We start from the raw sequence: 24,379 nt of genomic DNA on the forward strand, positions 1-24,379 counted from the left end.
CGGGCTCCTTCAGTTGACGCGGCGCGTGACGCCGCGCCAGTACGGCTCGCGCACGAGCTTGCGGGCGACCTTGCCGCTCGCGTTCTTCGGCAGTTCCGCGACGAAATCGACGGAGCGCGGCGCCTTGTAGTCGGCGAGCTGCGCGCGGCAGTGGGCGACGAGATCGGCGGCTTGCGCGATGCGGCCCGAACGCAACACGACGACGGCCTTCACGGCCTCGCCCCACTTGTCGTCGGGCACGCCGACGACGCACGCTTCGAGCACGTCTTCGTGCCGGTACAGCGCCGCTTCGACTTCGGTCGGATACACGTTGAAGCCGCCCGAAATGATCATGTCGTGCTTGCGGTCGACCAGGTAAATGAAGCCGTCGCGATCGGTGCGCGCGAGGTCGCCCGTATGCAGCCAGCCGTCGACCAGCACCTCGCGCGTGAGCTCCGGCGCATTCCAGTAGCCGTGGAACACGTCCGCGCCGCGAATCACGATCTCGCCGATCGCATCGCCTTCGACTTCGCGGCCGTCCGCATCGACCACCCGCACTTCCGTTTCACCGAGCGGCCGGCCGCACGATGCGAGCCGCTCGCGGTCGTGCAGCAGCGCATGCACGTGATCGGCGATCCCCAGCCGCGTGACGCCCGACGTCGATTCGCTCGCGCCATAGCCCTGCGACAGCACGGGACCGATGCGCGCCCACGCTTCCTCGATGCGCGCGGGCGCCATCGGCGCGGCGCCGTAGCCGAGCACCTTCAGGCTGCGCAGGTCGGCCTGCGCGAGCTCCGGCGCGTTCAGCAGCATGTTGACCATCGCCGGCACCATGAACGTGTGCGTGATGCGCTGGCGCGCGATTTCAGCGAGGAAATGCGCGGGCTCGAACGTGTCGAACAGCACGAGCGTCGCGCCGCAGAACAGGTACGGCTGCATCAGCATCCCCGACGCGTGCGTGATCGGCCCGATCAGCGCGAGCCGGTCGCCGGGCTGCGCGGGGCGGTCCATCCCGAGCACGATCTTGCGCAGCGACGCGAGCCGGTTGCCGTAGCTCTGCATCGCGGCCTTGATGCGCCCGGTCGAGCCGGACGAGAAGTGCAGCACCGCGAGATCGTCGGCGGCCGGCGCGTAGTCGAGGGCCGTATCGCTGCCCTGCGCGATCAGCGTTTCGTAGTCGAGATAGCCGGCGGCCGGGCCGCCGAGCGACACGAACCGCTCGACCGACCCGAAGCCCGGCGAATCGGGCGTGTAGTCCGTATAGCCGCGTCCGCCGATGAACGCGACGGGCGTGCAGTTGCCGACGACGTCGGCGGCCTCGGCCGCCGTGAAGCGCGGGTTCAGCGCGGCCTTCACGAGGCCGGCCTTGTACAGCGCGCACTCGATCTCGACGAGCTCGATGCAGTTGCGCGCCTGCACGGCGATGCGTTCGCCACGCGCGAAGCCGAGGCCGCGCAGCGCGTTCGCAAGGCGCGTCGAACGTTCGTCGAGCTGACGGTACGTGAGCGCGCGGTCGCGGTGGATCACGGCGGGCTGGCTGCCCCAGTAACGGGCCGCGCGCCGCAGGAAGTAGGCGAAGCTCAAAACGATTCTCCTGGTCGAACAGTGCCGCCAGTCTGTAAGATGCCCAGGCATCACCACAATGCATCACCGGCTATAAAGTCATAACCAACAGGAATCCTCTGATGGATACCCGCGATCTGGAGTACCTGCTGGCCGTCGAGCAGCACGGCAGCATCGGCAAGGCCGCCGACGCGCTGGGGCTCTCGCAGCCCGCGCTGACCAAGGCCGTGCAGCGGCTGGAGGCCCAGGTCGGCGTGACGCTGTTCGAGCGCACCGCGAACGGGATGACGCCGACGCCGGCCGGCGCGCGATTCGTCGCCCGCGCGCAGCGGATCGCGCTCGAATTCGACGATGCGATGCAGGAGATGCGCGCGATTCGCGGCGGCGAGCAAGGGGTCGTGCGGATCGGCTACTCGCCGACCGTGCCCAACGCGTTCGTGCTCGGCGCGTGCCGGCAACTGATTCGCGAACGGCCGGCCGCGCGGTTGCGGCTGCGCTGCCGGCTCGCGCGCGAGCTGCTCGACCTGCTCGCGGCCGGCGAGCTCGACCTGGTGGTGGCGCCCGAGCCGCAGCAGCCGGACCTCGCGCTCGACACGATCGCGCTGTTCGACGACCGGCTCACGGTGCTCGCCGACGCCGCCCACCCGCTGCAGCGCAAGCGCGCGCTCACGCTCGCGGATCTTGCCCATCAGGAATGGCTGCTGCCGGAGACGACGATTCCGGTGCGGCACCGCATCGACGACGCGTTCCGCGCGCGCGGGCTGCCGGCGCCGCGCCTGCGCGTCGAGACCGATTTCGGCAACACGTCGCTGCTGCAGTTGCTGCACGGCACGTCGCTGCTGTGCGTCGGCGGCGCCGATGCGCTTGGCCAGGTGACCGGGCTGCGCGCGCTCGACCTGCGGGTGGGCGAACTCGAACTGGACCGCCGCATCGGCGCGATGCACCGTGCGGGCGCGTACGTGCCGCCGCTCGCGCAGCGGATGATCGCGCTGCTGCGGGAAAGCGCCGCCGCGCGCCCCGACCATCATTTGCGGGAGTGATGACACTCCCCTTTTTCTGCGGATTTGACCGGGGAGCGGCGGGCCGACAACACTAGGGCCTGTTCACGCTAATAACGGGCTTGCGCTGGCCCCCAGAAGGGCCGAGCGCAAGGATTGCGACGAAGCGAATACTCGACGTATTCGCGAGGAGCATGACGCGGCGATCGGCCCTTCTGGGGGCCAGCCCCACGAACGATTTTCTCCAAACAGGGGAACGTGCCTTTCCGCCCGCATGGCGGCGTCGTTCGTCGTTGCAATAGCTACGGCTATTGCGCCTCCTTTCTCCTTGCCCTGCGGGCGGAAAGGCACGTTCGCAAGCCCGTTATTAGCGTGAACAGGCCCTAGCCCGCAGTGCCGCACAAGACGGCACGCGACTGCCTCCCCCTTCAGAGTCCGCCATGTACCCGACCGACACCGTGCAATCCCCGAGCGCCGTCCGGCCGCTCGCCGACCGGCAGCTACGCCGGATCGTCATCGCCTCCGTCGCCGGCAACGCGATGGAGTGGTACGACTTCTTCGTGTACGGCACGGCCGCGGCGCTGGTGTTCGGCCACGTGTTCTTTCCGCCCGGCGCATCGCCGCTCGCCGGCAGCCTCGCCGCATTCGCGGCATTCGCGCTCGGCTTCGTCGCGCGGCCGCTCGGCGGGATCGTGTTCGGGCACGTCGGCGATCGCTACGGACGCAAGGCGTCGCTCGTGTGGACGCTGCTGATCATGGGTGCGTCGACGTTCGCGATCGGCCTGCTGCCGACCTATGCGCAGGTCGGCCTGTGGGCGCCGGCCGCGCTCGTCGTGCTGCGCCTGCTGCAGGGCATCGCGTCAGGCGGCGAATGGGGCGGCGGCGTGCTGATGATCAGCGAGAACGCGCCGCCCGAGCAGCGCGGCTATTACGCGGCGTGGAGCCAGCTCGGCGTGGGCGGCGGCTTCGTGCTGTCGTCGGCCGCGTTTCTCGCCGCGCAGGCGCTGCCGGACGATGCGTTCCGCACGTGGGGCTGGCGGCTGCCGTTCCTCGCGAGCATCGCGATCTTCGCGATCGGCATCTATATCCGCCGTCATTTGCCGGAAAGCCGCGACTTCGAGCAGGCCGGCAAGCGCGGCGCGCACACGCATTTGCCGATCGTCGAGTGCATCCGCCGCCATCCGAAGGAAATCCTGCTCGCGATGGGGCTGCGCGTGGCCGAGAACGGCGGCGCTTACATCTTCCTCGCGTTTTCGCTCGTCTACGGCAAATACCTCGGGATTCCGAACGGCACGATGCTGACCGGCGTGATGATCGCGATGATCGTCGAAATGGGCGCGATGCTCGCCTGGGGCCGGCTGTCCGACCGGATCGGCCGCAAACCGGTATACCTGATCGGCGCGCTGAGCCTCGTCGCATGCGCGTTCCCGTTCTTCTGGCTGCTCGACACGCGCGTGACGCCGCTCGTGTGGCTCGCGCTGACGGTCGGCACGGCGGTCAGCCACGGCGCGATGATCGGCACGCTGCCCGCGCTCGTCGGCGAGCTGTTCAGCACCGAGGTGCGCTACTCGGGCGTCGCGCTCGGCCACGAAGTCGCGTCGATCTTCGCGGGCGGGATGTCGCCGCTGATCGCGACCGCGCTGCTCGCGCGCTATCACGCGTCGTGGCCGGTGTCGCTGTTCCTGATTGCGCTCGGCCTCGTCACGGTCGCGACGCTGTGCGTGATGCGCGAGACGCGCACCCCGCCCGCCGACGGTTCGCGCGGCGACCCGGCATGACCGCGCGACGCTCAGCGCCCGGCGTCGCGCCGCGCGCCGTCGAACGCCGGCGCCAGCCCGAGATGGTCGAGCAGCCGCGCGAATTCGCCGAGCCGCTGCCGCATGTACGCGGGCACGTCGACCGCCGCATAGTCATGGAAGCCGGCGCCCGTGCGCACGCCGTCGCGCCCGGCCTCCATGTTGCGCACGACGCTCGCGGCCGGCGCGAAGCGCGGGCCGATCTCGCCGGCCAGGTACTGCGACGCGTAGTACAGGATGTCGCAGCCGCCCCAGTCGATGAATTCGAGCAGCCCGAGCACCGCGAAGCGCGGGCCGAAGCCGGTGCGGATCGCGGTGTCGATGTCCTCCGCGCTGGCCACGCCTTCCTCGACCATCCGCGCGGCCTCGTTCATCGCGAGCGCCTGGATGCGCGGCACGATGTAGCCGGGCGCCGGCCCGCAGATCACCGGCTTCTTGCCGACGCGTTCGAGCAGCGCCGCGAGCGCGTCGACGACGGCTCGATCGGTCGCATCGCTGCGGCTGACCTCGACGAGCGGCATCAGCAGCGCGGGGTTCAGCCAGTGCGCGTTCAGCATCCGCGCCGGGTGCACGACGTGGCGCTGCAAGTCGGTGACGACGAACGTCGACGTGGTCGACGCGATCGTTGCGTGCGCATCGACGTGTTCGCCGAGCCAGCACAGCGCGTCCGCCTTCGCGTCGAGCACTTCGGGCAGCGCTTCGAACACGATATCGGCATCGCGCACCGCGTCGGCCGCGCCGTCCCGCGCCACGAGCGCGATGCGCGCGACGACGGCGTCGGCCTGCGCGGCGTCGATGCGGCCGAGCGCGACCTGCGCATCCAGCGGCCGGGCGATCTCGTCGCGCGTGCGCTCGTCGAATGCGCGCCGGCCGGCGGTGTCGCGCGGCTTGAAGTCGATCAGCGTCACGTCGAGGCCCGCGAACGCGAACACGAGCGCGATGCCCTGCCCCATGCGTCCCGCGCCGAGCACGTGGATGCGCGTCACATCAGCAGCGGCCTTCATGCCGAATACCCCGCGTCGAGCAGCGCGCGCAGCGCGTCCTTCGACAGCGCCGCGAGGCCGAGCCGCTCCAGCGTGCGGCCTTCCGCGTACAGGTCGCGCACCGCGACCGCGCTCGCGATGCTCAGCAGCCCCTGCGCAACGGGCGTCGGCACGCCGGCCCGGCGCCCGCACGACACGATGAACGACAGCCCGAGCCGGGTGTCCTCGAGCATGTAGCGATGCGTGCGCAGATCGATCTTCTCGCGCCAGTCGCCGCTATCGGTCAGCTTGCCGTGCGCGCCGCGCCCGTACATCCATTCGTCGCCATCGGTCGCATAGTGATCGGCGAGCGGGAAATGCGGCGCGCGGTAGCCGAGCGCTTCGCGCACCGCGATGCGTTCGGCGTCGAGCGCATTCGTCACGCGGCGGATCGACGGCTGCGTGCCTTCGTTGTGGATGTCCCACGCGTCGAAGTGTTCGAGCGGCCCGGCATTCATCAGGATCAGCGGCGGGTGGATCACGGGGCCTGCGTTCATCAGCGCGCCGGACAACGCGTCCTCGACCGGCTCGATCGACGGATAGCCCGCACGCAACACGTCGAACGCCCAGGCGGCCGCGTTCGCCGGCCACACGCCGGTCGGCAGGCGCGTCGCGTATGCGCTGATCACGACGTCGTTGTCGCCATGCTTGCGCACGAGGTACGGCAGCGTGCCCGTTTCGGCGAACGCGACCCGCGAACGGTTGCCGGCGTCGGCCGCCGCGCGGGCGAACACGACGCTGCCGAACGTGCCGGGCGGCAGGAACACGACCTGGCCGTCCTCGAGCAGCGGCGCGACCTGCGCGGCGAGCGCGTCGTGCGACGTGGCCGGCAGCGGCACCACGACGAGTTGCGCGCCGTGCAGCGCGGATGCCAGATCGTCGGTCAGGCGGATCGCGCCCGGCGCGTCGCCGAGCGGCACCGTGCGCTTGCCGCGATAGTCGGTCACGTTCAGCACGCCAAGCTCGCGCAGCCGCGCATGCGGCGCGCGATCGCGCCGCCACCACGTCACGTCGTGGCCTTTTTCGAGCAGGTCGACGGCCGCCGCATGGCAGCCGTGGCCGCCGCCCAGAACACATACCTTCATCGTTTTCTCCTGGTGATCGAGTACGTCCGAGACTACGCGGCCGCCTGCGCCGCGTCGCTTCAAAACGCGCAACGACGCACCCGTTCGCGCAACGCAATCGCGGCGCAGCGCAGGCCGCGTCGCCCCTGCATCCGCCACGAGGTCTAGGAATGGACATCGCCCTTTCCCGCCATGCGCCGAACCGGCTCGGCACGCTGCATGCGCCCGACGAAGTCGAACGCGCGGTCGCGCATCGGCTCGGGCCGCACCGGATGGCCGCGTCCGGCCGCGATCCGTTTCGCGCGGAGCTGTACGAAGTGCCGCTGCATCACGGCGCGCTGCTCGAACTCTGCTACGGACGCGAAACGCGCATCGAGTTCGGCGACGACGCCGATCACTTCCTGTTTCGGCTGACGCTCGCCGGTGCGTGCGAGCTGCAGGCCGGCAGCGTCGTCGCGCGCGCCGGCCCCGGCGAGCTGACCGTGTCGTCGCCCGCGCTCGCGAGCCGCCTGCGCACGAGCCCCGATTGCCGCAACCTCGTGCTGCGGCTCGAACGCGGCGCGCTCGAACGCAAGCTGCAGCACATGCTGCAAGCGACGCTCACGCGGCCGCTGCAATTCGACCTCGCGGCCGGCGGCGCCAGCGCGGGCGCCGCGCTCGTGCTGCCGACCTTCGAATACCTGTGCCGGCTCGGCGCGCAGCCGGGCATCGGCACGGCGTCGCCGGTGTTCGGCGCCGACCTCACCGCGTGGCTGATGTCGCTGCTGCTCACGCACCTGCCGCATTCGTACAGCGACGCGTTGCTGCGCGGCACACCGCCGCTGCCCGCGCATGTGCGCCGTGCCTGCGCTCACGTCGACGCGCACCTCGGCGAACCGCTCGCGCTCGCCGCGCTGGCGGCCGTCGCGGGCGTCGCGCCGCGCACGCTGCAGCATGCATTCCGCGCGTTCCTGCACACCACGCCGGCCGCGTACGTGCGCGAACGCCGGCTCGCCGCCGTGCACGCGGCGCTGCAACGCGGCGACGCGCGCAGCGTGACCGACGTGCTGATCGCGCACGGCATCCATGGCTTCGGCCATTTCGCGAAGGCGTATGCGCGGCGTTACGGCCACGCGCCTTCCGTCACCGCGAGGCAGACACGATGACGCTCTCCGCTCCCGGCCGCCCGGCGGCCCCGTCCCGCCCCGAACCCGCGCCGCACGACAGCGACGCCACCGACGGCCTGCGCGTGCAGGATCTCGATCTCAACCTGCTGAAGACGTTTCGCGCGGTGTATGAGGAGCGGCACGTCGGCCGCGCGGCGCTGCGGCTCGGCGTCACGCAGCCGTCCGTCAGCTACGCGCTCGGCCGGCTGCGGCTGATGTTCCGCGACGCGCTGTTCGTGCGCACCGGCACCGGCGTCGAGCCGACGCCGCGCGCGCAACGGCTCGCGATCTCGGTCGACAAGGCGCTCGCGATCCTGCAGGACGTGCTCGACGAAGGCTCGCGCTTCACGCCCGACAGCACGCAGCGCGTGTTCCGCCTGCACATGAGCGATTTCGCGGCGAGCGCGTTCCTGCCGACGCTGCTCGCCGCGTTCGACCGGCGCGCGCCGGGCGCCGTGATCGAGACGCTGCACGTCGACGAATGCCAGCTCAACGTCGCGCTCGAATCGGGGCGCATCGACTTCGCGCTCGGGCATTTCGCCGATGCGTCGAGCCACTTCCAGCGCACCGCACTACTGCACGAGCGCTGCGTGCTGCTGATGCCGCGCCGCACCGCGCAGCGCGTCGGGCTGGCCGACGATTTCGTGCTCGACAGAGCGGCGCCCGACGCGCTGCGTTTCGTTGCCGTCACGTCGCATCCGCAGTCGATGCAATTGCTCGAACGGCACGAACTGATGCCGCGCGTGCGCGCAGCGCTGCCCGATTTCATGGTGGTGCCGGCGTTGCTGCAGGACGGCGATTACGCGCTGATCCTGCCGGAGACGATCGCGATCACGTTCGCGGCGCGCCAGCCGTGCGTGCTGTATGAAATCGCGGACGCCGGCGAATGGGCCGTCAACGCGTACTGGCATCGCCGCTTCGACGCGGACCCCGGCCATCGCTGGCTGCGTGCGCTGCTGCTCGAACTGTTCAATATCGGCGAGCAGGCGCCGTTCGACGCGTGGCTCGCGCCGCAGCCGCCCGCCTGCGCGTAGCGGCGCGAGCACGCCCGCGCGAAGGCACGGGCGCGGGCGCGAGTCTGACGCAACGCTCAGAACGACGTGAGGATGCCCGCGACGAGCGAGCTCGCGGTCGCGCCCGGCTTCGCGACCGCGACACCGCCGCCCGCCGCGCCGTTGACGACGAAGCGCGCATGCGCGCCGTTGCGCACCATCGCTGCGCCCGTGTACAGCACCGTGCGCTTCGACAACGGATAGTCGAAGCGGATGCCGTACGAATCGGCGTTGCCGTCGCTGTCCGCCACCTTCCGGTAATGGCCGACGCTCAACAGCAGCGACGCGCGCCCGATCGGCACCGTCGCGCTGAGTTCCATGATGTCGCTGTGCGGATACGCGCTCTGGCTGTCGATCGTGGTCGCCACATCGGGGCCGCCGCGGTGACGCAGGTACAGCGCGGCCACCTTCACGACGTTGAAGTCGTACGAAATCGCACCGAGCGTGTAGTTGCCGTTCGCGGCGGTGCTCGTGGCGCCGAGCGTCGATGCGGCTACCGGGCTGAACTTCTGCTGCATGTAGTCGACGTCGACCGACAGCCCGCCGCGCACGTAGTTGATGCCCGCGCCGTACGTATCGCCGAGCGTCGCCGGTTGCCCGGCCGTGCCGTTGGCGCCGCGCGCGGCCATCGCGCGCAGCAGGAAGCCCGCGTAGCGCGGCGACGTGTAACGCATCGAGTTGCGCACGCGCAGAAACGCGGGCCCGACGAAATTGTTGGTCGCGTTACCCCATGCGAGCCCCGCGCCGAGCCCAGGCAGGCTGTACGTGACGAGCGTCGTATGCAGGATCGTGTAGAGCTCGCCGAACTGCACGCCGCCGAACGGCCCCGTGATGCCGACCCACGCTTCGCGGCCGAACAGCGCGCTGCTGTTCGACAACGCGCCGCTCGCCGCGTTGAAACCGTCCTCGAGCTTGAAGATCGTCGCGTAGCCGCCGCCGAGATCCTCGACGCCCTTCAGCCCCCACTGCGACGCCCACAGGTTGCCGCTGCCCATGCGCGTCACGTGGTTCGGCCCGGCGTTCGCGTATTCGATCGCGGTATCGATGCGGCCGTAGAGCGTCACGCTCGATTGCGCGACGGCAGGCAGCGTCATGCACGCGAGCAGCGCGGCAAGCGGTACGGCAAGCCGGTCGGCCCGCCCGTTCGGATGGTTCATCTGCGTCGTCCCGTAGAAGTTGCGGCGCCTGTCGGCATCGCGCCGCTTGATGTGAAGCGCGTTCGCTTTCCGGTGCGAACGCTGCCGATCAAAACCGGGCCGAGTCTAGGAACGACAATTTCGGACGTCGACGCAATGCGCTCTATAACGCTTATAGACGCGCCGCATGACGCACGCGGGCCCCGCCGCACGCACGCTGCGCGGCGGCCCGCGCGCACGGTCTCGGTGTTTTCTTTATCCGGGTCGGTAAAGGTCCGTGTGGCGCGGCTGTCACTCCGGCTATGGCGGCCGAATTTGGCCGACTACGCTGCGTCTCCGATCGTGTCACCCGCACGCTTTCGCGCCGCGACGGCGCCCGGCCCGCGAGGCCGATGCCGCGCTTTTCCACCGCCCGCTCCTGGAGAACCCGCATGTCCGCATCCACGGCCCGCGCTGCCGACGGCAAGCGCTATACGTACGAATGGTATGTCGTCGTCATCTGCATGCTCGCGTACATCTTTTCGTTCGTCGACCGGCAAGTCCTCGTGCTGATGATCGAACCGATCAAGCGCGACCTGCACCTGTCCGATACCCAGTTCAGCCTGCTCAACGGCTTCGCGTTCTCGCTGTTCTACGCGGTGATGGGGCTGCCCGTCGCGTATCTCGCCGACCGCTATGCGCGCCCGCGCATCATCTCGATCGGCATCGCGCTGTGGAGCGTCGCGACCGCCGCGTGCGGGCTCAGCCAGCACTTCGTGCACATGTTTGTCGCGCGGATGGGCGTCGGCGTCGGCGAGGCCGCGCTGTCGCCCGGCGCGTATTCGATGCTCGCCGACTACTTCCCGAAGGAGAAGCTGGGCCGCGCGATCGCCGTGTATTCGCTCGGCTCGTTCATCGGCGGCGGCATCGCGTTCCTGATCGGCGGCTACGTGATCGCGTTGCTCAAGCATGCGAGCGCGTTCACGCTGCCGGTGGTCGGGCAGGTGCATGCGTGGCAGGTCACGTTCCTGATCGTCGGGCTGCCGGGCATCCTCGTCGCGCTGCTGTTCGCCGCGACCGTGCGCGACCCGCAGCGCAAGGGGCTCGCGCAGGATCGCTCGGGTGCGGTGCGGCGCGTGTCGATGCGCGATTCGCTGCGCTTCGTCGGTACGCACCGCGCGACCTTCGCATGCCACTACCTCGGCTTCTCGTTCTACGCGATGACGCTGTACTGCCTGCTGAGCTGGACGCCCGCGTTCTATATCCGCCGCTTCGGGATGACGGCCGTCGAAGCCGGCTACACGCTCGGCATCGTGCTGCTGGTCGCGAACACGGCCGGCGTGTTCTGCGGCGGCTGGCTCAACGACTGGCTGCTGCGGCGCGGCCGCGGCGATGCGCCGATGCGCGCCGGCGCGATCGGCGCCGCGTGCATGGTGATTCCCGCGACGCTGTTCACGCAGCTCGACAGCCTGCCGGCGTCGCTCGCGATGCTGGTCGTCGCGATGTTCTTCGCGTCGTTCCCGATGCCGACGTCGACCGCCGCGATGCAGACGCTCGCGCCGAACCAGATGCGCGCGCAGATCTCCGCGCTGTTCCTGCTCGTGTCGAACCTGATCGCGCTCGGGATCGGCACGACCGTCGTCGCGCTGTTCACCGATCGCGTGTTCGGCGCGCCGGCCGCGGTCGGTCATTCGATGTCGATCGTCAACGTCGCGGCGGCCACGCTCGCGGCGGTGCTGCTCGCCGCGGGCTGCCGCCACTATCGCCGCAGCCTCGAGCGCGAACGCGGTCATGCGGCGGCAGCGGCTTCAGCTGACGCGGCCGTCGATGGCGGTAACGCCATTGCCGCTCGCTAAAGTCGCGCGGTTCACCGATCGCGTGGTCGGCGCACCGGCCGCGCGATCGCCGCCACGCTGACCGGCGACAATCGGTACGCCCACCATCATCCACCCGGCTTATTCAGGCATCGCTTTTTAATCGATTTGATTTATGCGATGCCCGTCCCTATTCTCGATCGCATGACGGCGCGAAGCTCTGCCGCGCCGCTTTTCTCTACCCCACGGAATTTTCCATGCAAGCGAACCGCCACCAGGTCCGGATCGACGCGCTGATCGACGCGGCGCAGGACATCCGCTGTTTCCGGGTCTCGCGCGTCGACGGCCAGCCGTTCGACGCGTACGAACCGGGTGCCCATATCGACGTGACCGCGCCGTCCGGCATCACGCGGCAATATTCGCTGTGCGGCAACCCGGACGAGCGCGGCAGCTATCTGTTCGCGGTGAAGAAAGAAGCGCAGTCGCGCGGCGGCTCGCGTTCGCTGCATGACGACGCGAACGTCGGCGCCGAGTTGTCGATCGGCACGCCGCGCAACCTGTTTCGTCTGACCGATGACGCGAGCGAGCACGTGCTGATCGCGGCCGGCATCGGCATCACGCCGCTGCTGTCGATGGCGTACGCGCTGCACAAGCGCGGCGCGCGCTACCGGCTGCATTACTTCGCGCGCAGCCGCGAGCATGCGGCGTTCGTCGACGAGTTGTCGGCCGAGCCGTTCGCGTCGCACGTGACGTTCCATTACGGCGTCGAGCCCGATGCGCTCGCGGCCGAACTCGGCCGTTGCATCGAGTCGATCGACCTGAAAGCGCATGTCTATACGTGCGGACCGGGGCCGTTCATGGACGCAGTCGTCGCAGCCGCGGCCAAGCGCATCCCGGAAGACGCGATTCATCTCGAACGCTTCGCGGCGGAACCCGTCGCCGCGGATGCGGGCAACGCCAGCGCGGGCGCGGCCGACGGCTTCGAAGTGCGCCTGCAACGCAGCGGCCAATCGGTGCGCGTCGCCCCCGATACGTCGATCGTCGACGCACTCGCGACGATCGGCATCGAAGTCGATACGTCATGCGGCGAAGGCGTATGCGGCACCTGCATGGTGCCCGTCATCGACGGCGAGCCCGATCATCGCGATCACTGCCTGAGCAAGGCCGAGCGCGCGAGCAACACGGTGATCTGCTGCTGCGTGTCGCGTGCGCGCTCGGCGGTGCTCGTGCTCGATCTCTGATGCGCCGAACGCGCCGACGTGTTGCCGCGCCAACCTACTGATCGACTGATGTGACGGTGCGCGGGCGACGGACGCTCAGCCACGGCGGTGGCATCACGCGCGCACCGCCCGACCGTCATGCGTCGAACCGCTCGACGATCTCGGCAAGCAGCGCACGCATCCACGCGTTGCCCTCGTCCTCGTGAAAGTGCTCGTGCCAGTGCATCGTCACCGGCGCGGGCGGCAGCGTGACCGGCAGGTCGTACAGGCGGAATGCGTTGTCGCGGTTCAGGATCTGCGCGAGCCGCCTCGGCAGCGTCGCATACAGATCGGTGACCGACAGCACGCTCGGCAGCGCGACGAAGTGCGGCACCTCGAGCGCGATGTTGCGGCCCACGCCCTGCACGCGCAACGCGTCGTCGAGCGCGTGGTGGCTGTGCTCGACCGATTTCACGTTGACGTGCGCAGCGCGCACGAACTGCTCGAGGCTCAGCGCGGCGGCCGTCGGCAGCCCGCGCCGGCGCCCCGTCATGCACACGTAGGTTTCCTCGAACAGCACCTGGTGGCGCGTGCGCGGCATCAGCTCCGGCAGGTTGCCGATCGCGAAATCGAGCCGGCTCGCACGTAGCGCTTCCTCGATCTCCTCCACCGGCAGCGGCTGCACGCTCAGCGTCACGCGCGGCGCGCGCTCGCGCAGCGCCTGGCAGATCGCCGGCAGGTACGCCATCTCGCCCGCATCCGACAGCGACAGCCGGAACGTGCGCGTGCTGGTGGCCGGATCGAAGCGCTCCGCATAGCGCAGCGCGACGCGCACCATGTCGAGCGCCTTGCCGACGATGCTCGCGAGTTCGAGCGCGACCGGCGTCGGCTGCATGCCCGCGCGCGTCCGCACGAACAGCGGATCGTCGAACAGCGTGCGCAGCCGGCCGAGCGAATAGCTGACCGCCGGCTGCGACAGCGCGAGCCGCTCGCCGGCCTTCGTGAGGCTGCGTTCCTCGACGATCGCCTGGAATACGCGCAACAGGTTCAGATCGAGATGATCGACCGATGTCATCGTGACCTCCATCATTTGCCGCATTTATTTGATTATCAATTTTAGATCAATTTGACCGATATGCGGCAGAAGACGAGACTGGTCTCCGGACGCTGCGCACAGCGCGGCCCGATTTTCGCGACTCTTTCCCCACGACGACGATGAGCGACATTGCCTACCAGACGATCGACACCCGCGCCTTGCAGGGTCTCGCGCAGCCCGACCGCATCGCGCCCGCGATGTATCACGATCCCGCGCTGTTCGAAGCCGAGCTCGAGCGCATCTTCTACCGCACCTGGATCTGGGTCGCGCACGACAGCGAGCTGCCGAACCCGGGCGACTTCGTCACGACGACGATCGGCCGCCAGCCGGTGATCGTCGTGCGCGACAGGACCGGCGAGATCAACGTGCTGCAGAACCGCTGCCGCCATCGCGGCGCGACCGTGTGCGAAGCGCACAAGGGCAACGCGAAGGGCTTCACGTGCCCGTATCACAGCTGGTCGTACGCGCTCGACGGCACGCTGCGCGCGCTGCCGTACGGCGACGGCTACGAAGGCGTATGCGACAAAGGCGACCTGCCGCTCGTGAAGCTGCGCGTCGGCGTGTACCAGGGGCTGATCTTCGCGAGCTTCAACGACGCGATCGAGCCGCTCGAGGATTTCCTCGGCGGCGCGAAGCCGTGGATCGACCTGTTCATGAAACAGGGCGCCGGCTACCCGATCAAGGCGAACGGCGAGCACAAGTTCAAGTTCAAGGGCAACTGGAAGATCCAGCTCGAGAACACCACCGACCTCTATCACTTCCCGGTCGTGCACAAGTCGTGGATGAAGTCGATCGACGACGAGACGGCCGCCGCGATCACGAGCTTCATGACGAGCGAGCACGCGTTCTGCCGTGCGCTCGGCAACGGCCACAGCCTCGCGGTGCTGATGCCCGAACTGATCGATCTCGACGACGACGACGGCGCACCGCTGCCCGAACGCTTCGCGCCGCTCGCGGCGAAACTCGCCGAGCGCCACACGCCCGAAGAAGTGCGCCGCATCGTGCGCTCGCTGATGGGCGTCGGCTTCAACCTGAACCTGTTCCCGAACCTCGCACTGTCGATGGCGTTCTTCCGCGTGCTGCGACCGATCTCCGCGAACGAAACCGAGATCCGCCACGTCGCGCTCGCGATGGACGGCGGCCCCGACGAAGCGAACCGCGAGCGGCTGCGCATCCACGAGCACTTCCAGGGCCCATTCGGCTTCGGCAGCCCCGATGACGCGGAAGCGTGGGAGCGCGTGCAGCGCGGCGCGCATGCGGGCGCCGACGTGCCGATCCTCGTGAATCGCGGGCTGAACCGCGAGACGACCGCCGCGAACGGCGAAAAGACCGCGCATGCGACCGACGAGACCGGCATGCGCGAAGCCTACCAGCAATGGCGCAAGATGATGGAGCAACAGTGATGGACGACCGCAACGCCCTCTTTTCCGAGCAGACCTTCGCCCGCGCGGTCGAATTCGTGTGGCGCGAAGCCGAGATGCTCGACCGCCGCGACTACCGCGCATGGCTCGACCTGTGGGATCCGGCCGGCCACTACGTGGTGCCCATCGATCCGGACGCGACCGACTTCGCGGCGACGCTGAACTACGTGTTCGACGACCACGACATGCGCGAGAAGCGCGTGCAGCGGATGGTGTCCGGCTATTCGGCGTCGGCCACCGACGCGGCGCGCACGGTGCGCACCGTGTCGCGCTTCACGCTGGAAAGCGGCAGCGCCGACACCGTCGAGCTGAAATCGGCGCAGGTCGTGGTCGCGTACAAGCGCGGCGTCGCAACGCTGTTCGCGGCCGACGTCACGCACAAGCTGCACGTCGATGCCGACGGCGAGATGCGGATTGCCGAGAAAGTCGTGCGCCTGATCGACTCGACCGAAGCGCTCAGTGCGATCGGCTTCCTGCTGTAAGCCGTGGCCGGTTCATCGTTGCCCGCGCAAAGGTGAGCCGGGCACCTTCACCCGTGAGCGGCTGCCGGCTCGCGATCGCCAGCGCAAAGGTGAGGCGGTCACCTTCACCTTTCAGCGGCGACCGCTTCGCCGTCACTCGCGCAACGGTGAGCCAGTCACCTTCACCTTTCCGGACGACCATGCCCACACTCGAAGTTTTCCTGCCGGCCGGCCACGACGACGCACGCAAGGCCGAGCTGATCGCGCGGCTCAGCCACGCGACCGTCGACGCGATCGGCGCACCGCTCGAATCGGTGCGCGTGCTGCTCACCGAACTGCCCGCGACGCATATCGGCCTCGGCGGCCGCAGCGCAGCGGACGGCGCGCCGCCGTCGCTGCCGGTGATCGTCGCGATCCTGATCGCCGGCCGCACCGACGCACAGAAACGCGCGCTGATCGCCGCGCTGTCCGACGCCGGCGCGACCGTGCTCGACGCGCCGTTGCAGGCGACGCGCGTGGTCATCAAGGACATTCCGAACACGGACTTCGGCATCGGCGGCCAGACCGCGCGGGTGCTGGGGCGCTGACCATGCGTCGCGCGTCGCTGCCCCGCCGTGATGCGCCGACACGGTTGCGCTTACCCGTCGGCAAGCGGCAGCGTCACACGGCAGTCGAGCCCGCCGCCCGCGGCCGGGCTCGCGGCGATCCGCCCGCCGTGCCGCGTGACGATGCTCTTGCACAGCGACAACCCGATCCCGTTGCCGCCTGCCTTCGACGACGAGAAGCCGTCGAACAGCCGGTCGTGCGCGCCGGCCTCGATGCCCGGGCCATTATCGATCGCACGCAATTCCGCCTGGCCGGCCACGTTCGCGGTGCCGAGCGTCAGCGTGCGCGGCACGCGCTCGCAACTGGCGAACGCCTCGATCGCGTTGAACGCGAGATTCAGGATCACCTGCCCGATCAGCACGCGCTCGCAGCGGATCGGCAGCGGCGCGTCGGCCTGCACGATCGTGACCGTCACCCCGGCCTCCTTCGCGCGCAGCTCGATGAAGTACGCGACGTCCGCGAGGATGTCGCGCAGGTCGGCGCGCGCGACGACCGGCTCGCGCTTCACGATGAATTCGCGCACGCTCTTGATGATCAGCGCCGCATGCTCGGCCTGCCGGTCGGCGCTGCGCAGTCCCCAGATCGCGTCGTCGACGGCGCCGTTGCCGTTCAGCCGCCGCACCGCGCCTTCGATGAAATTGCGCACGGCCGCGAGCGGCTGGCTCAGCTCGTGCGCGATCACGGTCGCCATCTCGCCCATCGCGTTGTAGCGGCCCGCATATTCGAGCATCCGCGCCTCCGCGCGCCGCGCGTCCTCGATCGCGACTTCGTCGCTCACGTCGCGGAACTGCACGAGCAGCCCGTCGAGATCGCCTTCGATCTCGACCTGCCGGCACAGGATGCGCAGCCAGCATGCCGAGCCGTCGCGCCGCACGATCCGGTAGCGCTGCGGCGCGGACGGGCACGTGGACGGCGCGTCGCGCAACTGCGCGACGAGCCGGTCGCGATCGGCCGCCGAGCAGTAGTCGAGCACCTCGCCGAGCGGCTCGTCGGGCGCGAGCCCGAGCACGCGGCGGCCCGACTCGCTGATGAACTGCACGCCGCCGTGCGGCGTCACGACCGCGATCCCTTCGTCGAGATCCTGCATGAACTCGCGCAGCCGCGCCTCGTAGCGGCGCAACTGCTGGCGGACCGCCTCTTCCGCGCTGATGTCGCGGAACTGCACCATCACGACGTCGCGCCCGCGCAGCGGCACGTAGGTCGCGGTGGCCTCGGACAGCATGTCGACGCCCGTACGCGATCGATAGCACCACTCGTACACCTGCGGGCCATCGACGAGCGCGCGATCCCACGCGCTCACCGCGATCTCGCGCTGGTATTTCGGTTCGGGGCGCGTCATGTCCGGCGCCTTCAGGGGCAGCAGTTCCTCGACGGAAAAGCCGAGCGCGATGCACGCGGCGCGATTCGCCCACACGATCGCCCGGGTGCGCGCGTCGTGCAGCAACACGCACGTGGTCAGCGCGTCGAGCAGCCGGTGGAAATCGTCTTCGTCGGGAAAACTCATGATCGGATTCAGAGGAAGGCGCGCGGCATCGCGCGGCCGGAAACCCAACATAGCACCGGCGCGCGCCGATCGCATCTGAAGATTTCTTTAGGCCGGCACGGAGCGTCACCAGTGCCGCGGCCCAACGCACCAATTGCTGCGTGTTTTCGGCGTTTCTAGACTAGGGTCTGTTTGCATATGAAACGCACATGCGAATGCCCGAAATCGCCCGCCTGGCAAGAAGCGAGGAGCGCCGTTTGGCGAGCCAAACAAGCGACGAGCGACGCCGCCAGGCGGGCGATTTCGGGCATTCCCGTGGAACGTCTTTTTTTAATTTGGGGTTGCCACGAGAACGGCCGCTCGCCGCGTTGCGCTCCTTGGCGAATACGTCAGTATTCGCGGCGTCGCGCGCCTCGCGAGCGGCCGTTCTCGTGGCAACGCATGCGCGTTTCATATGCAAACAGACCCTTGCATCGCCTTGCCCCCCGCAACCGACCTCGACACCGCCCCCCATCCCCCAGGAGACTTTCATGCCGCAAGCCGCTCTCGCCATCGAATCCGCGCCGACCTCGCCGCCCGCGGCCAGTCCCGCGGCCGGCCAGTTGTCGCCGCTCGACGCGGTGATCGAAACCGTCGCCGCGCGCCGCGACGAGTTCGACCGGCTGTCGCACGTGCCGCGCGACGTGATCGCGCTGTTCAAGCAGGCCGGCATCTATCGCGCGGGCACGCCGCGCCGCTTCGGCGGCGACGCGCTCGCGCCCACCGCGTTCCTCGACATGATCGAACGGATCGCGACCGCCGACGGGTCGGCCGCGTGGGTCGCGAGCTTCGGCTCCGCGAACGTCTACCTCGCCGCACTGCCGCTCGACACGCAGGCCGAGCTGTACGCGAGCGGCCCCGACCAGGTGTTCGCGGGCGGCCTGTTCCCGGTGCAACCCGCGCAGGACGCACCGGGCGGCTGGCGCGTGAACGGCACGTGGAAATTCGCGAGCGGCTGCAAGGGCGCCGACTGGCTCGGCGTCGGCATCGCCGTGCCGGGCGCGCAGGACGCCGCGCCGAACAAGCCGCGCACGGCCGTGTTCCGCGCCGCCGACGTCGAGATCGTCGAGAACTGGAGCGTGGTCGGCATGCAAGGCACCGGCAGCCACGACCTGCGCGTGAACGACCGCTTCGTGCCAGAAGCGTGGACCTTCGTGCGTGGCGGCGAACCGACCGTCGACGAGCCGCTGTATCGCTACCCGACCGTCGCGTATGCGGCGCAGGTGCTCGCCGTCGTCAATCTCGGCCTCGCGCGCGCGGCGCTCGACGTCGTGAACCGGATGTCCGGCGGCCGACAGACGACGACCGGCGCACCGCGTCTCGCCGATCGCGCGTATTTCCGCATCGAGCTCGCGAAGGCCGAAGCGCAACTGCGCTCGGCGCGCGCGTTCTTCTACGATGCGACCGACACCGTGTGGCAATCGATTCTCGCGGGCAACCCCGTGACGCCCGACCAGGTCAGCCTGCTGCGGCTCGCGGCGACGCAAATCGCCCGCGAAGGCGCGAGCGTCGTCGAACGCGCGTACCGCCTCGGCGGCACGGCGGCGATCTACCGGTCGCATCCGCTGCAGCGGCTGCTGCGCGATGCGATGGTCGTCACGCAGCACGCGTTCCTCGCCGAAGGCAACTTCGACGGCGCGGGCGCGGTGTTCACCGGCGTCGCGCCGTTTCCCGGCTATCTGTAACCGGCATCGACCGAAGCTTTTGATGAACGCGCATGAAGCCGAACCCGACGCGCCGCCGCCGGCCGGCTCATGCGCCCGACCGATTCCTCTGGAGAACCCGATATGTCCGATTCGAATCCGCTGCCGCTGCGCGTGCTGTTCTGCTGCGGCGTGTCGCAGAATTTCTTCGACCTGCCGCGCGAGAAGATCGGCGAAGTGTGGCAGGCGTACGGCGCGATGCTCGCGGCCGTCGAAGCGATGCCCGGCGTGCGCGTGCTCGGCGTGATGGACGACGACCGCCTCGTGGTCGGCCAGGCCGACGGCGCGCCGTGGACCTTCTACATCATGGCCGACGTCGCCGATTTCGACACGACGGTCGCCGTGTGCAACCTGTACCGCACGACGCCCGTCGGCGAATACAACCTGTGGCGCTACGGCAAGATCGAGGCGCGCGTCGGCCGCGCGCTGACCGTGCCGCCGGCTGCGAAGCCCGCGGCGTGAGGCGCGCGATGACCGATCTGTCTCCGGCTGCGATCGACGCGCTCGCACAGCGCGTCGCGGCGCTCGACGCCGAGCGTGCGGTGCGCGCGACGATCACGCGCTACATGGCGCTGTGTGACGTGCCCGAAGATGCGGGCGACGGCCCGTCGCTGGCCGACCTGTTCACGGCCGACGCCGTATGGGAAGGCATCGGGCCGCAGTATGCGCAGAAGTTCGGCCGCCTCGAAGGCACCGCGGCGATCGTCGCGATGCTCGGCCGCTATCTGCCGCCCGATCCGCATTTCTCGGCGAACCTGCACTTCCTGACGTCGGAGTCGATCGAGATCGGTGCCGGCCACGCAAGCGCGCGCGGCCGCTGGATCATGCTGCAGGCGTCGCGCTACGCAGACGCTTCGGCCGAGCTGATCGCCGCGCGGCTGACGATCGATTTCGCGCCGGCCGCCAACGGCTCCGCCTGGCTGATCCGCCATTTCCGCACCGAACGCGTGCTCGACGGCCCGTGGCCGCTCGCCGCCGCGCCACGGTCCTGAACCCTTCCACCGTATTCGCACGCCATCGCACCATGACAGGCTTCATCGACACCTTCACGCTCGGCGGCCCCGGGCCGACGATCGCGATCAAGGACACGATCGACATCGCGGGCCATCCGACCCGCGCGGCAAGCCGCGCGCTCGCCGATGCGCCGCCGGCCGTACAGCACGCGGACGTGGTCCGCCTGCTGCTCGACGCCGGCTGGCAGATCGCGGGCAAGGCGAACATGCACGAGCTCGCGTTCGGGATGACCGGCATCAACGATTACACGGGCACGCCCGTCAATCCGCAGGACGCCACGCGCATTCCGGGCGGCTCGTCGAGCGGCTCCGCGTCGCTCGTCGGGCTCGGCATGGTCGACGCCGCACTCGGCACCGATACCGGCGGCTCGATTCGTGGGCCGGCCGCGTGCTGCGGCGTGGCCGGGCTGAAGCCGACGTTCGGCCGCGTGTCGCGGCGCGGCGTCGCGCCCGCGGACACCACGCTCGATTGCGTCGGGCCGTTCGCGCGCGACGTCCGCACGCTCGTCGCGGTGATGGCCGCGATCGCGCCGGGTTTCGATCGTGCGCAGGCGACCGCCTCCGTTGAAGGCTGCACGGTCGCGCAACTCGCTGTCGAAGCCGATCCGGCGATCGCCGCCGCGCTCGATGCGGCCGTTCGAGCGTCGAGCCTGCGTTCGCACACGGTCGTGCTCGACGCAATGCCGGCCGCGTTCGCGGCGGGACTCACCGTGATCAACGCGGAAACGTCGCGCGCGTTCGGTCATCTGGTCGCGACCGGCAAGCTCGGCGCCGACCTCGATGCGCGATTGCGTGCGGCCGCAACGACCGCGCCCGCGGCATTGAAGGAAGCCGAAGCCGTACGCGCACGCTTCACCGCGCAGGTCGATGCCGCGCTCGAACACGCGGACGTGCTGGTGCTGCCGACGCTGCCCGCGCTGCCGATCACGCTGCAGCAGGCACGCGACGGCGTCTCGGTGATCGCGATGTCGTCGCTGATCCGGCCGTTCAACCTGAGCGGCCATCCGGCGCTCAGCCTGCCGCTGCCGCTCGCCGGTTCGCCGTTGAAGGCCGGCTTGCAGATCGTCGGGCGCAAGGGCGCGGACGAACGGGTCTGCGCGATCGCGGCACACTTCGAAGCGGCATTGACCGCATGAACCACGATGCGGGCGCCGCTGTCACCGCCGTGCGCCCGCGAACCACGGAACTCCACACCATGTCAGATCGAGTCGTCCTCGTCACCGGCGCCGCGCGCGGGCTCGGCGCCGTCATCGCCGAACGCTTCCATGCGGCCGGCTACCGCGTCGCGCTGGCCGACATCGCCGCCGACGCCGTTCACGCGCATGCGCGCGAACTCGACCCGAGCGGCGAACGCGCGATCGCGCTGCCGCTCGACGTCACGTCGAAACGCGATTTCGAAGCGGCGCGCGATGCGCTCGTCGCGCGCTGGGGCACGATCGACGTGCTCGTCAACAACGCGGGCGCGTCGAAGGTCGTACCGGCGATGGAGATCACGGCCGAGCAGTTCGACCAGGTGATCGACGTGAACCTGCGCAGCGTGCTGTTCGGCTGCCAGGTGTTCGGCCAGTATTTCGCGCAGCGCGGCGCGGGCCGCATCGTCAACATCGCGTCGCTCGCCGGGCAGAACGGCGGCTCGGCGACGGGCGCGCACTACGCGGCCGCGAAAGGCGGCACGCTGACGCTGACCAAGGTGTTCGCACGCGATCTCGCCGCGCAGGGCGTGACCGTCAACGCGATCTCCCCGGGCCCGCTCGATCTGCCGATCGTGTACGAAAGCGTCGCGCCGGAAAAACTGCGTCAGGTGCTCGCGAGCCTGCCGGGCGGCAAGCTCGGGTCGGCCGGTTTCGTCGCCGATGCGGCCGTGCTGCTCGCGTCGGGCGACGCGCATTTCGCGAACGGCGCATGCTGGGACATCAACGGCGGGTTGTACATGCGTTGAGCGGTGGCAGGTATCGAGCGTGCGGTGCCGTCGGTGCCGCGCGAGATGCGTGTGAAGTGTGAAGTGTGCGGTGCGCGTGGCGCTTGCGCGTCGGCTGCGTCGCGGACTTGGTGCGCTTGGCACGTTTGCCGCGCTTGGTGTGCTTGGTGTGCTTGGTGTGCTTGGTGTGCTTGGTGTGCTTGGTGTGCTTGGTGTGCTTGGTGTGCTTGGTTTGCTTGGTTTGCTTGGTTTGCTTGGTTTGCTTGGTTTGCTTGGCGTGGCGTGTATGCGCAAGCCAATCCGCGTGCAGGCCCGACCACTAGCGCGACGACTCCCCGTCGTCGCCCCACACGACCATCACGTCGCGCACCAGCGCGGCGATCGACGTCGCGCCGAGTTTCTCCTTGATGCTCGCGCGATGCACGTCGACGGTCTTCACGCTGATCGACAGATCCGACGCGATCTGCTTGCTGCCCTTGCCATCCACGACGCCGCGCAGCACTTCCTTCTCGCGCGCGGTCAGCGCATCGAGCCGCTGGCGCAGCTCGCGGTGCCGCTGGCTCACCGCATGCCGTTGCTGCGCGAGCCGCAGCGCGCGCTGCACGCGCTCGAGCATCTGCTGCGAGTTGTATGGCTTCTCGACGAAATCGATCGCGCCGTTCTGCAGCGCGCGCACCGACATCGGAATGTCGCCGTGCCCGCTGACGAAGATCACCGGCAGCGTCGCGCCGCGCGCATTCAGTTCGGCCTGCACGTCGAAGCCGCTTTTCTCCGGCATCCGCACGTCGAGCACGAGACACGCGGGGAGGTTCACGTCGAAGCGCGCGAGAAAATCGGCGGCGTTCGCGAACCCTTCGGACGCGATGCCAACCGATTCGAGCAGCCACGCGAGCGACGTCCGCATGCCGCTGTCGTCGTCGACGATGTATACGATCGGTGCGGGTGACGTCATCGCGGGGGTCTCGCTGAATGTCGGTATCGGTATCGCACGCGCCGCGCGCAACGCCGGTGGCCGGCGTGTCGCGAGCGTCGTTCGCTGGGGGTGTGCGGCACATCATAACGAGCCGAAAACCCGCTGCAAACCCCTTCACGTGCCGCACGAACGCGCAATCGCGGTTTTTTTTCGCGCGCGATGCCGCGCATCTAGGTAGAACCTTTAGACGCGTCGGCAGGAACGCCATCCCGATCGCCAATCGTGCGAATGGTCGGCCGCATTTTCGCGACGTACGCTCGGGTCATCGTCGGCCAAGCGCCGCTGCATCGACAGCGCCCGCGATCGCCGCCTTCATCCAATCAGGAGCGCCCATGTCCGCAACGACCGATACCCCGCAACCGGCGCGCGCCGAGCCGACCGACGCGCAAAAGGCCTTCCGCCAGGCGATGGCCCACCTCGGCGCGGCCGTCAACGTGATCACCACCGCGGGGCCGCACGGCCGCTGCGGGATCACCGCGAGCGCCGTGTGCTCCGTCACCGACGCGCCGCCGACGCTGCTCGTGTGCCTGAACCGGTCGAGCGCGATGCATGCGGCCTTCGAGCGCAACCGTCAGGTCTGCATCAACGTGCTGCCGGCCGAGCACGAGCTGCTCGCGCGACACTTCGCGGGGCTCACCGACCTACCGATGGAACAACGCTTCGCGTTGCCCGTGTGGGATCGCGGCGAACAGGACGTGCCGGTGCTGCGCGATGCGCTCGCGAGCCTGCAGGGCACGATCGCCGAGATGAAGGAAGTCGGCTCGCATTCGGTGATGTTCATCGAGGCGACGTCGATTCGCGTGCGCGACGACGGCGACAGCCTGATCTACTTCAGCCGCGCGTTTCATCGCGTGTCGCGCACGGCCTGCGTGCAGTAACGACGCCGGCGCGCCGCCGCGCCGGGTGCGAGCCCGTGCCG

The 24,379-nt window shown here is 69.3% G+C and carries 22 protein-coding genes; 15 read left to right on the forward strand and 7 right to left on the reverse strand.

Translation table 11 applies throughout. From position 1 onward, the window contains the following. Window positions 1–9 precede the first annotated feature (9 nt). Complete coding sequence (locus HWX14_RS18130) at window positions 10–1,563, reverse strand: AMP-binding protein (protein WP_175883816.1); 1,554 nt, start codon at window positions 1,561–1,563, stop codon at window positions 10–12. Window positions 1,564–1,664: 101 nt separating this feature from the next. Between HWX14_RS18130 and HWX14_RS18135 the strand changes: the two genes are divergently transcribed. Continuing rightward, window positions 1,665–2,582, forward strand: coding sequence for a LysR family transcriptional regulator (locus HWX14_RS18135; protein ID WP_175883817.1), 918 nt, complete (start codon window positions 1,665–1,667; stop codon window positions 2,580–2,582). A gap of 398 nt (window positions 2,583–2,980) precedes the next feature. Then, window positions 2,981–4,318, forward strand: coding sequence for an MFS transporter (locus tag HWX14_RS18140; protein ID WP_175883818.1), 1,338 nt, complete (start codon window positions 2,981–2,983; stop codon window positions 4,316–4,318). 11 nt (window positions 4,319–4,329) lie between these two features. Here HWX14_RS18140 and HWX14_RS18145 read toward each other — a convergent pair whose 3' ends face one another. Next, a complete protein-coding gene (locus HWX14_RS18145) occupies window positions 4,330–5,340 on the reverse strand; it encodes a 3-hydroxybutyryl-CoA dehydrogenase (protein ID WP_175883819.1) in 1,011 nt (336 codons plus the stop codon). Further along, the gene (locus HWX14_RS18150) at window positions 5,337–6,443 is read right to left on the reverse strand and encodes an NAD/NADP-dependent octopine/nopaline dehydrogenase family protein (protein WP_175883820.1); all 1,107 of its coding nucleotides are present in this window, start codon (window positions 6,441–6,443) and stop codon (window positions 5,337–5,339) included. The genes HWX14_RS18145 and HWX14_RS18150 overlap by 4 nt, the downstream gene beginning before the upstream one ends. 149 nt (window positions 6,444–6,592) lie before the next feature. Between HWX14_RS18150 and HWX14_RS18155 the strand changes: the two genes are divergently transcribed. After that, window positions 6,593–7,567, forward strand: a complete 975-nt coding sequence (locus tag HWX14_RS18155; protein ID WP_175883821.1) for an AraC family transcriptional regulator — start codon at window positions 6,593–6,595, stop codon at window positions 7,565–7,567. Next, window positions 7,564–8,601, forward strand: coding sequence for a LysR family transcriptional regulator (locus tag HWX14_RS18160; protein ID WP_175883822.1), 1,038 nt, complete (start codon window positions 7,564–7,566; stop codon window positions 8,599–8,601). Before HWX14_RS18155 ends, HWX14_RS18160 begins: the two co-directional genes overlap by 4 nt. A 56-nt stretch (window positions 8,602–8,657) precedes the next feature. On the opposite strand, the gene HWX14_RS18165 is transcribed toward HWX14_RS18160, so the two are convergent. Then, window positions 8,658–9,776, reverse strand: coding sequence for a porin (locus tag HWX14_RS18165; RefSeq protein ID WP_175883823.1), 1,119 nt, complete (start codon window positions 9,774–9,776; stop codon window positions 8,658–8,660). 410 nt (window positions 9,777–10,186) lie between these two features. Between HWX14_RS18165 and HWX14_RS18170 the strand changes: the two genes are divergently transcribed. Then, the gene (locus tag HWX14_RS18170) at window positions 10,187–11,590 is read left to right on the forward strand and encodes an MFS transporter (protein WP_175883824.1); all 1,404 of its coding nucleotides are present in this window, start codon (window positions 10,187–10,189) and stop codon (window positions 11,588–11,590) included. A gap of 215 nt (window positions 11,591–11,805) precedes the next feature. After that, window positions 11,806–12,789, forward strand: coding sequence for a PDR/VanB family oxidoreductase (locus HWX14_RS18175; protein ID WP_175883825.1), 984 nt, complete (start codon window positions 11,806–11,808; stop codon window positions 12,787–12,789). 115 nt (window positions 12,790–12,904) lie between these two features. Here HWX14_RS18175 and HWX14_RS18180 read toward each other — a convergent pair whose 3' ends face one another. After that, the gene (locus tag HWX14_RS18180; RefSeq protein WP_175883826.1) at window positions 12,905–13,822 is read right to left on the reverse strand and encodes a LysR family transcriptional regulator; all 918 of its coding nucleotides are present in this window, start codon (window positions 13,820–13,822) and stop codon (window positions 12,905–12,907) included. Window positions 13,823–13,962: 140 nt separating this feature from the next. On the opposite strand from HWX14_RS18180, the gene HWX14_RS18185 reads away from it, so the two are divergent. The 3 genes from HWX14_RS18185 to HWX14_RS18195 all read left to right on the forward strand — a co-directional run bounded on the left by HWX14_RS18185 (window position 13,963) and on the right by HWX14_RS18195 (window position 16,312). Next, window positions 13,963–15,246, forward strand: a complete 1,284-nt coding sequence (locus HWX14_RS18185; protein WP_175883827.1) for an aromatic ring-hydroxylating dioxygenase subunit alpha — start codon at window positions 13,963–13,965, stop codon at window positions 15,244–15,246. Next, entirely contained in the window at window positions 15,243–15,746 is a 504-nt protein-coding gene (locus HWX14_RS18190) for an aromatic-ring-hydroxylating dioxygenase subunit beta (RefSeq protein WP_175883828.1), read from the forward strand. The genes HWX14_RS18185 and HWX14_RS18190 overlap by 4 nt, the downstream gene beginning before the upstream one ends. A gap of 179 nt (window positions 15,747–15,925) precedes the next feature. Beyond that, on the forward strand, window positions 15,926–16,312 hold the full coding sequence (locus tag HWX14_RS18195; protein WP_175883829.1) for a tautomerase family protein: 387 nt from the start codon (window positions 15,926–15,928) through the stop codon (window positions 16,310–16,312). 50 nt (window positions 16,313–16,362) lie between these two features. Here HWX14_RS18195 and HWX14_RS18200 read toward each other — a convergent pair whose 3' ends face one another. After that, window positions 16,363–17,910, reverse strand: coding sequence for an ATP-binding protein (locus tag HWX14_RS18200; protein WP_175883830.1), 1,548 nt, complete (start codon window positions 17,908–17,910; stop codon window positions 16,363–16,365). A 434-nt stretch (window positions 17,911–18,344) separates the two neighbouring features. Here HWX14_RS18200 and HWX14_RS18205 point away from each other — a divergent pair, with 434 nt between their 5' ends. The 5 genes from HWX14_RS18205 (at window position 18,345) to HWX14_RS18225 (ending at window position 22,508) form a co-directional block, all read left to right on the forward strand. Then, the gene (locus HWX14_RS18205; protein ID WP_175883831.1) at window positions 18,345–19,538 is read left to right on the forward strand and encodes an acyl-CoA dehydrogenase family protein; all 1,194 of its coding nucleotides are present in this window, start codon (window positions 18,345–18,347) and stop codon (window positions 19,536–19,538) included. A 102-nt stretch (window positions 19,539–19,640) separates the two neighbouring features. Beyond that, window positions 19,641–20,018, forward strand: coding sequence for a hypothetical protein (locus HWX14_RS18210; protein ID WP_011356094.1), 378 nt, complete (start codon window positions 19,641–19,643; stop codon window positions 20,016–20,018). An 8-nt stretch (window positions 20,019–20,026) separates the two neighbouring features. Next, window positions 20,027–20,548 carry a nuclear transport factor 2 family protein gene (locus HWX14_RS18215; RefSeq protein WP_175883832.1) on the forward strand — a complete coding sequence of 174 codons (522 nt, stop codon included), beginning with the start codon at window positions 20,027–20,029 and terminating at the stop codon, window positions 20,546–20,548. A 32-nt stretch (window positions 20,549–20,580) separates the two neighbouring features. Continuing rightward, window positions 20,581–21,705, forward strand: coding sequence for an amidase (locus HWX14_RS18220; RefSeq protein WP_175883833.1), 1,125 nt, complete (start codon window positions 20,581–20,583; stop codon window positions 21,703–21,705). 59 nt (window positions 21,706–21,764) lie between these two features. Further along, on the forward strand, window positions 21,765–22,508 hold the full coding sequence (locus tag HWX14_RS18225; protein WP_175883834.1) for an SDR family NAD(P)-dependent oxidoreductase: 744 nt from the start codon (window positions 21,765–21,767) through the stop codon (window positions 22,506–22,508). 298 nt (window positions 22,509–22,806) lie between these two features. On the opposite strand, the gene HWX14_RS18230 is transcribed toward HWX14_RS18225, so the two are convergent. Continuing rightward, window positions 22,807–23,439, reverse strand: coding sequence for a response regulator (locus tag HWX14_RS18230; RefSeq protein WP_006479687.1), 633 nt, complete (start codon window positions 23,437–23,439; stop codon window positions 22,807–22,809). Between the two features lie 353 nt (window positions 23,440–23,792). On the opposite strand from HWX14_RS18230, the gene hpaC reads away from it, so the two are divergent. Then, window positions 23,793–24,338 carry a 4-hydroxyphenylacetate 3-monooxygenase, reductase component gene (hpaC, locus tag HWX14_RS18235; protein ID WP_175883835.1) on the forward strand — a complete coding sequence of 182 codons (546 nt, stop codon included), beginning with the start codon at window positions 23,793–23,795 and terminating at the stop codon, window positions 24,336–24,338. Window positions 24,339–24,379 lie beyond the last annotated feature (41 nt).

It is taken from the genome of Burkholderia sp. BCC0044 (assembly GCF_902832955.1).
In the GTDB taxonomy this organism is placed as follows: domain Bacteria; phylum Pseudomonadota; class Gammaproteobacteria; order Burkholderiales; family Burkholderiaceae; genus Burkholderia.

Coding starts and splice junctions, on each gene's coding strand:
- HWX14_RS18135 (WP_175883817.1), top strand. CDS start 1,665: ATGGATACCCGCGATCTGGAGTACCTGCTGGCCGTCGAGCAGCACGGC.
- HWX14_RS18140 (WP_175883818.1), top strand. CDS start 2,981: ATGTACCCGACCGACACCGTGCAATCCCCGAGCGCCGTCCGGCCGCTC.
- HWX14_RS18145 (WP_175883819.1), bottom strand. CDS start 5,340: ATGAAGGCCGCTGCTGATGTGACGCGCATCCACGTGCTCGGCGCGGGA.
- HWX14_RS18150 (WP_175883820.1), bottom strand. CDS start 6,443: ATGAAGGTATGTGTTCTGGGCGGCGGCCACGGCTGCCATGCGGCGGCC.
- HWX14_RS18155 (WP_175883821.1), top strand. CDS start 6,593: ATGGACATCGCCCTTTCCCGCCATGCGCCGAACCGGCTCGGCACGCTG.
- HWX14_RS18160 (WP_175883822.1), top strand. CDS start 7,564: ATGACGCTCTCCGCTCCCGGCCGCCCGGCGGCCCCGTCCCGCCCCGAA.
- HWX14_RS18165 (WP_175883823.1), bottom strand. CDS start 9,776: ATGAACCATCCGAACGGGCGGGCCGACCGGCTTGCCGTACCGCTTGCC.
- HWX14_RS18170 (WP_175883824.1), top strand. CDS start 10,187: ATGTCCGCATCCACGGCCCGCGCTGCCGACGGCAAGCGCTATACGTAC.
- HWX14_RS18175 (WP_175883825.1), top strand. CDS start 11,806: ATGCAAGCGAACCGCCACCAGGTCCGGATCGACGCGCTGATCGACGCG.
- HWX14_RS18180 (WP_175883826.1), bottom strand. CDS start 13,822: ATGACATCGGTCGATCATCTCGATCTGAACCTGTTGCGCGTATTCCAG.
- HWX14_RS18185 (WP_175883827.1), top strand. CDS start 13,963: ATGAGCGACATTGCCTACCAGACGATCGACACCCGCGCCTTGCAGGGT.
- HWX14_RS18195 (WP_175883829.1), top strand. CDS start 15,926: ATGCCCACACTCGAAGTTTTCCTGCCGGCCGGCCACGACGACGCACGC.
- HWX14_RS18200 (WP_175883830.1), bottom strand. CDS start 17,910: ATGCGATCGGCGCGCGCCGGTGCTATGTTGGGTTTCCGGCCGCGCGAT.
- HWX14_RS18205 (WP_175883831.1), top strand. CDS start 18,345: ATGCCGCAAGCCGCTCTCGCCATCGAATCCGCGCCGACCTCGCCGCCC.
- HWX14_RS18210 (WP_011356094.1), top strand. CDS start 19,641: ATGTCCGATTCGAATCCGCTGCCGCTGCGCGTGCTGTTCTGCTGCGGC.
- HWX14_RS18215 (WP_175883832.1), top strand. CDS start 20,027: ATGACCGATCTGTCTCCGGCTGCGATCGACGCGCTCGCACAGCGCGTC.
- HWX14_RS18220 (WP_175883833.1), top strand. CDS start 20,581: ATGACAGGCTTCATCGACACCTTCACGCTCGGCGGCCCCGGGCCGACG.
- HWX14_RS18225 (WP_175883834.1), top strand. CDS start 21,765: ATGTCAGATCGAGTCGTCCTCGTCACCGGCGCCGCGCGCGGGCTCGGC.
- HWX14_RS18230 (WP_006479687.1), bottom strand. CDS start 23,439: ATGACGTCACCCGCACCGATCGTATACATCGTCGACGACGACAGCGGC.
- hpaC (WP_175883835.1), top strand. CDS start 23,793: ATGTCCGCAACGACCGATACCCCGCAACCGGCGCGCGCCGAGCCGACC.